Below are 8,301 nucleotides of genomic sequence, written 5' to 3'. Positions count from 1 at the left end.
CTCAACCAGATGGAGACCTTGCGCAACTACGCCCTGGTCCTGGCCAGGCGGCCGGTGGAGAAGGTCTTTGGGACGCTCAAACGCTCCTATCGCCTGAACCGCCTGCCGCACTTCTCGCTGGCGCGCAACACGGCCTGCCTTACGCTGGCCTGCTTTGCCTACAACCTCAGACGCCTGGACAGGTTGCTTGCAGGCTGAGTCTGTCCGGAATTTGTCCGAACCTGCCCGTAAAAACCCCAAACAAGGGCAAATCACCCAAAAGCTCTCCATGAATCTGCCTGATCGAAGGTATTGAGCAGCGTTCATGCCTCAGCTCAGTGCCAAGCACCTACCGCGCAAAGGTCTCCAGCATGAGGTCTTTTAGTGGGTTGTAAATAAACAAAAACTTTGTTCTGAGGAGCGAAGCCTCGAAGGACCTGACACAAGGCCAGGCGGTGCGCCCTACTCCTTCCGCCGTGCCAGTTCGTCCAGGCTTTCGCCCAGGGCCTGGTCCAGGATGGTGATGCCGCGGTCGATCTCGTCGCGCTCCACGGTCAGCGGCGGGGCGATCCGCCAGACGGCACCGCGTTCGGGGCGGCGGCGGATGTTCATGCTGAGCCCCAGCTCAAAGCAGCGCTTGGTGGTCAGCGCGCCCAGCTCGTGGTGCGACTCGCGGCTTTCCCGGTCCTTCACCAGCTCGACACCCAGCAGCAGGCCCAGGCCGCGCACGTCGCCGATGGCCTCGTAGCGCTGCTGAAGACTCTCGAGCTGTCCGCGCAGGTAGGCGCCGGTTTCCGTTGCGCGTGCAATCAGCTGTTCTTCCTGGATGGTCTTCAGCACGGCCAGGCCCACGGCAGCGGGCAAGGGGTCGGAGACGTGGCTGGTGTAGTAGGTGAAGCCGCGTTCGTGCGCGCGGGCCTCCACGGCGTCGCTGGTGATGGTGGCGGCCAGCGGCAGACCGCCGCCCAGGGTCTTGGAGACCGTCATGATGTCGGGTGTCACTCCGAAGTGCTCGGCGCCGGTCTTCGCGCCGATGCGGCCGAAGGCGGTCTGCGCCTCGTCGAAGATCAGCAGCATGCCGCGCTCGTCGGCGGCCTGCCGCAGGGCCTGCATGTATTCCGGAGGCGGCACCAGCACGCCGCCGGCGCTGATCACCGGCTCGACGATGATGGCCGCCGGCGCGCCGGCCGATTGCATGTCGAACATCTTCAGGCCCAGCTCCAGGGCGGCCAGGGCCGATTCGGCCTCGCTGCCGCCCGGGATCCAGGGGCGGTAGGCGTTGGGCTCGGGAATCGGGAAGACGCCCGGCACGCCGGGGCCATAGCCCTTGCGGTCGCTGGCGAAGGAGACCGAGGAGGCCGCGCCCGTCACGCCGTGCCAGGAGCCGCCGATGGCGATGACCTCGTAGCCGCCGGTGTAGAGCTTGGCCAGGCGCAGGGCGGCCTCGTTGCTCTCGCTGCCGGTGTTGATCAGCAGCGAGCGGGTCAGCGACGCCGGCATCCAGTCGGTGGCCAGAGTGCGGGCCAGTTCGGCCACGGCCTCGGGCACCATGCCGCTGAAGAGATGCAGCGCGTCCTCGCCGGCCTGCTGGATGGCCTGCAGGATGGCCGGGTGGTTGTGCCCGATGGTGGCGCACATCTGGCCCGAGGTGAAATCCAGGATCTCGCGCCCCTCGTCGTCCCAGACCTTTGCTCCCTTGGCGCGGGTGAAGAGGTTCTCGAAACGATCGCCGCCATAGCGGATCATGTGGTCCCGTGCAGCCGCACGCAGCTCTTCATTCATTCTGTTTGGTCTTCCATATTGCATTTCCAGCTTGCTGACCATCAGAGCCAAAGCCGCGCGCCCGGTCCTGTCAAGCACCCGCTGGACTGTCCAAGGGGCCCGTTGGCTGCTAAACAGGTCGGCACAGGGAAAACATTCGGCAGGAGTGGCAGACGGCCATGAATCGCAAGGAACGGCGCGCGCAAGCCCGTACGGGCGGGGCCCCCGGACAGGCTGCAGCTGGCGGCAACGACCCGCAGTTGGCCCAGGCGCTGGCGGCGCACAGCAGCGGCAACCTGGCCGCCGCGCAGCAGGGCTATCAGGCGGTGCTGCAGCGCCAGCCCGACAACAGCCAGGCCCTGCACAATCTGGGCCTGCTGGCGGCCCAGGCCGGGGAATACCCGGCGGCAATCGAGCTGGTGCAGCGCGCCCTGAAGGTGAAGCCGCGCAATGCCGCAGCCCAGCGCGACCTGGGCAAGATCCTCTATGCCGCCGGCCAGCTGCAACCCGCCGCCGAGGCGCTGGAGTCGGCCGTCAAGCTGGCGCCGCGCGATGCCGAGGCACTGGCCCTGCTGGGCGCCTGCCGCACCGCCCTGGGCGAAGGCGAAGCCGGTGAGCGCGCCTGCCGCAAGGCGCTGAAGCTGGCGCCGGAGCACCCGGATGTCGTTTTGCAGCTGGCCAATGCCCAGGCCTGGCAACAGAAGTTCGACGCCGCCATCGCCACCTATCGCAAGCTGCTGAAGCAGCAGCCCGATCATGCTCAGGCCCTGCACAACCTGGCACGCTGTTACTACAACCAGGCCATGGCCCAGGTGGGCCAGGGCGAGATGGAGCCCGCCGGCGAATCCCTGCGCCTGGCGCTGGAGATCGACGCCTCCTTCGCCGATGCCTGGAGCAACCTGGGCAGCCTGCTGAACCAGCTGGGCCGGCCGGACGAGGCCGAAGCCGCCTGTCGCCGGGCGCTGGAGCTGAACCCGCAGGACGTGGATGCACGCGCCAACCTGGCCCTGATCCTGGAGCATGCCAGCCGCCTGGACGACGCGCTGGCCGAGGCCGAGGCCGGCCTGGAACAGGCACCGGAGCACCCCTGGCTGCGCCTGGCGGCAGCCAAGGTGGAACGCCGGCAAGGCCGGGGCGACGCCGCCCTGCAGCGCTTCAGCGGCCTGGAGGCACCGGCCGAGGGGTCCCTGCCCCTGCGCCTGGACTGGCATTTCGAGCAGGGGCGCCTGTTCGACCGGCAGGGCGAGCCGGACGCCGCCATGGCGGCCTTCCACGCCGGCAACCGGCTGGCCCGCCAGCTGGCCGAGCAGCGCTTTTCCGCGCCCGGTTCACGCCCGCGCGGCATCACGCGGCAGCGCATGGCCGCCCTGAGCGCGCGCATCACGCCCGAACGGGTGGCCAACTGGACGCCCATTACGGCGCCCTCGGCCGAGGACAGCCCGGTCTTCCTGGTGGGCTTCCCGCGTTCGGGCACCACGCTGCTGCATCATGTGCTGGAAAGCCATCCGCGCCTGCGCGTGGCCGAGGAGGTCGAGGCCCTGCTGTCCGCCGAGACGGCTCTGGTCGGGGATCACAAGGGGGCTGATGACTACAGCGGGTGGCTGGACCGCCTGGAAAGCCTGGACGAAGAAGCCGCCCAGGCCGCGCGACAGGCCTATCTGGAGACGCTGACCGCCGGCCTGCCCGACAAGCCGCAGGTGCACACGGGGGAAGAGGCGCGCACGGTGGACAAGCTGCCCCTCAACATCCTGCGCCTGGGCGAGATCCACCGGCTCTATCCGCAGGCCAAGATCATCCTGGCCCTGCGCCATCCCTGCGACGTCTGCCTCAGCGCCTATATGCAGAACTTCGACCTGAACGACGCCATGGCGCATTTCACCGACCTGGAGGAAACGGGCCGCTTCTATGCCGAGACCATGACGCTCTATCGCCGCGTCCGCGAGGTCCTGCCGCTTGACGTCCATGCCCTGCGCTACGAGGACCTGATCGACGACTTCGACGGCACGGTCGGGCAGCTGCTGGACTTTCTGGAACTGGACTGGGACGAGCGCGTGCGCGACTTCGCCGAGACGGCGCGCAAGCGCCAGCGCATCGACACCCCAAGCTACAGCCAGGTCACCGAAGGCCTCTACGACCGCGCCCGCTACCGCTGGGAGCGCTACCGCGACCACCTGGCCCCGGTGATCGCGCAGGTTCGCCCCTTCCTGCCCGCCTTCGGCTATCCGGAGGTGTGAGGGGACTATAATTTACTGAAAACAAACAAAAACCTTATCTTGAACCTGACGAAAACGCGGCCTGTACAGTTTCGGTGACCCGCTTTACAGCTACGCTCAGCCAGACTAACGTGACTCTGCAGAGTGGATAATTGTGCCTCGACCGTGATCCATGTGTTGCTGGCCCGTCACCGAGCGAATTTGAACAGGCGCGACGATGTCCTCAAACCACAGTGAACTCCGCGATCTGGCTGCCAAGTACGTCTGGTGGAACCCCCCAGAAAAGGTGATGGCGGAGCAGTTGGGCAAGCTGACCGTCAACGTCATGGAGATGGGGACATGGGAAGATGCAAACGCATTGCTGGATGAGATCGGCCCCGAGCGCTTTCTGTCGGTTCTGAGGGCGCCGCCCGCGGGGATTATTTCTTCAAAATCCCTGGCTTTCTGGCACTACAGATTGGGATTGCCCGGCGATCCGCCCACGGCATCCAGGCGTGCTTTCCAGTAATCTGGAACAGTCCATGTTCGTACCCATTCTCGATAGTCTGCCCGATCCACAACGACGATTGTGGCCTTCGCTGGCCAGGCTGCCGTCCCATTTTGTCCTCTATGGCGGGACTGCGATTGCCCTGCGGCTGGGTCACAGGCAATCCGTCGACTTTGACTTTTTTTCCGACGTCCTCTTGGATGAATCCGGCAAGCAGGTGATCCTCGGTCTGTTCGATGTCGACGGGATCCTGCAGAACGAAGGCAACACCCTTACCTTCATTGCCAGGGTGAGCGGCTATCCCGTGAAGTTGTCATTCTTCGGTGGCCTGGCAAACGGGTGTGTCGCGGCGCCAGACCGCACCCAGGATGGCGTGGCCTGTGTGGCCTCGCTGGATGATCTGTTCGGCCACAAGCTCAAGGCCATTCACGATCGTGCGGAAGGCAGGGACTATCAGGACATCGCCGTCATGCTGATGAACGGGCAGCCGCTTGCCCGCGGCCTGGCAATCCGTGAGACGCTGTTCGGATCGAGCATTCCGACAATGCTGACCCTCAAGGCGTTGACCTACTTCTCGGATATCGACGAACCGGATCGGCTGACGGAAGACAAGAGACAGGCCATCGTCATGGCCGTGCAGTCCCTTCCCGAGAGCTGGGAAGCCGTTCCGTTGCTCTCGCCGCGTTTGGCGTACGATTGCGGGCGTGCTTCGAGGGCCTGACTGGAGTCAAGCCATCTCAGCCAGGAGGCATCCTACCCCTCGATCACCCGCATCGGCGGGCGGCCGATGCTGTAGTAGTTCAGGCCGGCGGCGTTCATTTCCTGGGGTGTGTAGATATTGCGCAGGTCCACGACCACGGGCTGGGCCAGGAGCTGCTTCACCCGGGGCAGATCCAGGCCGCGGAACTCGTTCCATTCGGTCAGCAGGACCAGGGCGTCGGCGCCGTCCAGCGCGGCATAGGCATCATCGCGCCAGTCCACGTCAGGCAGCAGGGGTTTGGCGTTGTCCATGCCCACGGGATCGAAGGCCTGCACCCGGGCGCCGGCCTGCTGCAGGGCCGGGACAAGGTCCAGGGCGGTGGATTCGCGCACGTCGTCGGTGTTGGGCTTGAAGGTGACGCCCAGCAGGCCGATGGTCTTGCCCTGAAGCGCGCCGCCGCAGGCCTCGGCCACCTTGTCGGCCATGGCCGCCTTGCGCGCCTCGTTTACCGCCACCACGGCCTCGACGATGCGCTGGTTGGCGCCGGCGTCCTGGCCGGTCTGGACCAGAGCGCGGGTGTCCTTGGGGAAGCACGAGCCGCCGAAGCCCGGCCCGGCGTGCAGGAACTTGGGCCCGATGCGTCCGTCCAGACCCATGCCGCGGGCCACGTCCTGCACGTTTCCGCCCACCTGTTCGCAGAGGTCGGCGATCTCGTTGATGAAGGTGATCTTGGTGGCCAGGAAGGCGTTGGCGGCATACTTGATGACCTCGGCGGTCTCCAGCCCGGTGACCACCATGGGCTTCTGCAGCAGGGCCAGCGGGCGATAGAGCGTTTGCAGCAGCTCGGCGGCGCGTTCGCCCTCGACGCCCAGGATGACGCGGTCGGGGCGCAGGAAGTCCTCGACGGCCGCGCCCTCGCGCAGGAATTCGGGGTTGGAGGCGACCTCGAAGTCCAGATCCGGCCGGCGTTCGCGGATGCGCCGGGCGATCTCGCGCCCCGTGCCCACCGGCACGGTGGACTTGGTGACGATGACGGTGAAGCCGTCAAGATTGTCCGCCAGCTCCTCGGCCGCGGCATAGACGTACGACAGGTCGGCGCGGCCATGCGGGTCGCTGGGCGTGCCAACGGCCAGGAAGACGGCGTCCGCGTCCTTGACCGCCGCCTTCAGGTCGGTGGTGAAGGCCAAGCGCCCGGCCTGCACGTTGCGCGCCACCAGCGGCTCCAACCCCGGCTCGTAGATCGGGACCTCCCCGGCCTGCAGCGCCGCGATCTTGTCCGCGTCGCGGTCCAGGCAGGTGACGTTCCAGCCGAACTCGGAAAAACAGGTCCCCGAAACCAGGCCCACATAGCCGGTGCCGATCATCGTGATCTTCATGCGACAGTTCCCTTGTGACGGCCTCCGCGCAGGCTGCGCGGAGGCCGGTTGCATCGGCCCGCTTTTTACGCCGGCCGGGCGGCGGAGGAAAGGGGTGGCGTTAGAGGGTTTTTCCCGGCCCAACCGCTGGTTCCAGCGTGCCCTTCGACAGGCTCAGGACAGGCTTTCGAGGTGCCGCTGGCGCGGCCCACCTCAGCATGACGTCTATTTATTGTTTTTCCGCAATAAGTTACCATCCATGGTGTCATCCTGAGGGCCGCCGAAGGCGGTGTCTCGAAGGATCAGGCCACAAGCTCAGGCAGCGCCGTTGGCGGTCTTCCTGCCGTTTGCCACACAGAGAAATTGTTGCGTGGCAAGGGGGGTGCCTTGTGCGTTGTAGCCAAGTTCATGATAATGGCTACAACGCACCCTACACAGGGTCAGGGTAAGGAGAGAGCCAGTGGTTGAGTACCTGCCTGTTGCAACGCAGACTCTTTGGGCGGATCTGAACGAGCGGGCCTGGACCGGGAACCTGGAGGCCTTGACGGCGGGGTCCGGGGGCAGTGCCTATGCGCGCGAGGTGAAGGGGCGGCGCTATTGGTACTGGCGTGCCCCGACGGAGCATGGGGAACGGCCGGCCCCGCGATACATCGGGCCCGAAAGCGAGCAGGTCCTGGCCCGCATTGACCGGCTGAAGGACGAGGTGGAAAGCCGCCGCGACCGCCGTGACATGGTACGGGCCCTGCGGGCAGCGCGCCTGCCCGTCCCGGATCCGCGCACCGGCGATGTCCTGGCTGCGCTGGCCGAGGCCGGTGCCTTTCGCCTGCGCGCCACCCTGATCGGATCGGTGGCCTTTCAATGCTATGCCGGCCTGCTGGGGGTGCGGTTGCCGGCCAGCCTGTCGCGCACGGGGGATGTGAACATCGCCCAGTTTCATTCCATCGCCCTGGCCGTCGAAGACTCCATCGAGGAGAACCTGGAAAGCCTGCTGAAACGGGTGGATCGGCGGTTCCGTGCCGTGCTTGACCCCTTCGAATCAGGCCGCACGCTCAGGTACGTCCTTGAGGTCAGTGGACAGGAAACCTATTCCCTGGACATCCTGTCGCCCCTGCGTGGACCCGAACGCGGGCGGCTGACCCGCCTGAGGGCGCTGCGCAGTGATGCGCACCTGATGCGTTTTCTCGATTATCTGCTCTATCAGGAACAGAATGCCGTGGTCTTGCACGGGGCCGGCGTGCCCGTGAATGTGCCGGCACCGGAACGCTATGCCCTGCACAAACTGATCGTGGCGCAATTGCGCCAGGCCAGTGCTGGATCCCAGGCCAAGGCCGGCAAGGACCTGGAGCAGGCACAGGCCTTGATCGCCATCCTGGCCGAAACGCGCCCCGACGACCTGCGCGATGCCTGGAGCGAACTGAGGGCGCGCGGGCCCTCATGGCGGCAGAAAGCGGACCGCAGCCTGCGCCGGCTGTCACCGGACTTGCAGGTCGCGCTGACGGGGCCGTGACGGGGTTTTCCCTGAAAGCGGCCCTTGTTATAATTTCAATCGGCTGCCTTCCCCTTCCCTTTGGGGCGATCATGCATCGACCCCGCATCAAGCGAAGGGGCGAGGCAGCCGCCTCATCACAAACGGCGCCGTTGGCATTCTTCCAGGCCCCACCGCCTGCGGCGATACTTCGAGGCATGCCCTTTCGGGCCATGCTCCTCAGTATGGAGACCTTTGCGCGGTAGGTGCTTGGCACTGAGCTGAGGCATGAACGCTGCTCAATACCTTCGATCAGGCAGATTCATGGAGAGCTTTTGGGT

Annotated in this window: 7 protein-coding genes; 5 read left to right on the top strand and 2 right to left on the bottom strand. The window is 65.9% G+C overall.

Annotated features, from left to right (window positions below):
- Positions 1-198: transposase (locus BP38_RS0117980; protein WP_026988858.1), on the top strand; the 198-nt coding region annotated here is incomplete at its 5' end.
- A 243-nt stretch (positions 199-441) separates the two neighbouring features.
- Here the strand turns inward: BP38_RS0117980 and BP38_RS0117975 are convergent.
- Positions 442-1,761, bottom strand: a complete 1,320-nt coding sequence (locus BP38_RS0117975) for an aspartate aminotransferase family protein (protein WP_026988857.1) — start codon at positions 1,759-1,761, stop codon at positions 442-444.
- A gap of 158 nt (positions 1,762-1,919) precedes the next feature.
- Between BP38_RS0117975 and BP38_RS0117970 the strand changes: the two genes are divergently transcribed.
- The 3 genes from BP38_RS0117970 (at position 1,920) to BP38_RS0117960 (ending at position 5,161) form a co-directional block, all read left to right on the top strand.
- Positions 1,920-3,974: a tetratricopeptide repeat-containing sulfotransferase family protein gene (locus BP38_RS0117970; RefSeq protein ID WP_026988856.1), complete on the top strand. Its 2,055-nt coding sequence runs from the start codon at positions 1,920-1,922 to the stop codon at positions 3,972-3,974.
- A gap of 196 nt (positions 3,975-4,170) precedes the next feature.
- On the top strand, positions 4,171-4,461 hold the full coding sequence (locus BP38_RS21495; RefSeq protein ID WP_035725929.1) for a hypothetical protein: 291 nt from the start codon (positions 4,171-4,173) through the stop codon (positions 4,459-4,461).
- Between the two features lie 13 nt (positions 4,462-4,474).
- Positions 4,475-5,161 (top strand): nucleotidyl transferase AbiEii/AbiGii toxin family protein, encoded by a 687-nt coding sequence (locus BP38_RS0117960; RefSeq protein WP_026988854.1) that lies wholly within the window; start codon positions 4,475-4,477, stop codon positions 5,159-5,161.
- Positions 5,162-5,193: 32 nt separating this feature from the next.
- On the opposite strand, the gene BP38_RS0117955 is transcribed toward BP38_RS0117960, so the two are convergent.
- Positions 5,194-6,516, bottom strand: coding sequence for a UDP-glucose dehydrogenase family protein (locus tag BP38_RS0117955; RefSeq protein ID WP_026988853.1), 1,323 nt, complete (start codon positions 6,514-6,516; stop codon positions 5,194-5,196).
- Between the two features lie 439 nt (positions 6,517-6,955).
- Here BP38_RS0117955 and BP38_RS21490 point away from each other — a divergent pair, with 439 nt between their 5' ends.
- Entirely contained in the window at positions 6,956-8,002 is a 1,047-nt protein-coding gene (locus tag BP38_RS21490) for a nucleotidyltransferase family protein (RefSeq protein ID WP_035725925.1), read from the top strand.
- The last annotated feature ends 299 nt before the right edge of the window (positions 8,003-8,301 follow it).

Origin of the sequence: Fodinicurvata fenggangensis DSM 21160, from assembly GCF_000686045.1 — a bacterium.
Lineage (GTDB): Bacteria > Pseudomonadota > Alphaproteobacteria > Kiloniellales > DSM-21159 > Fodinicurvata > Fodinicurvata fenggangensis.
The sequence above is the reverse complement of the archived record's forward strand: the minus strand, read 5'-3'. Positions and strand labels throughout refer to the sequence as shown.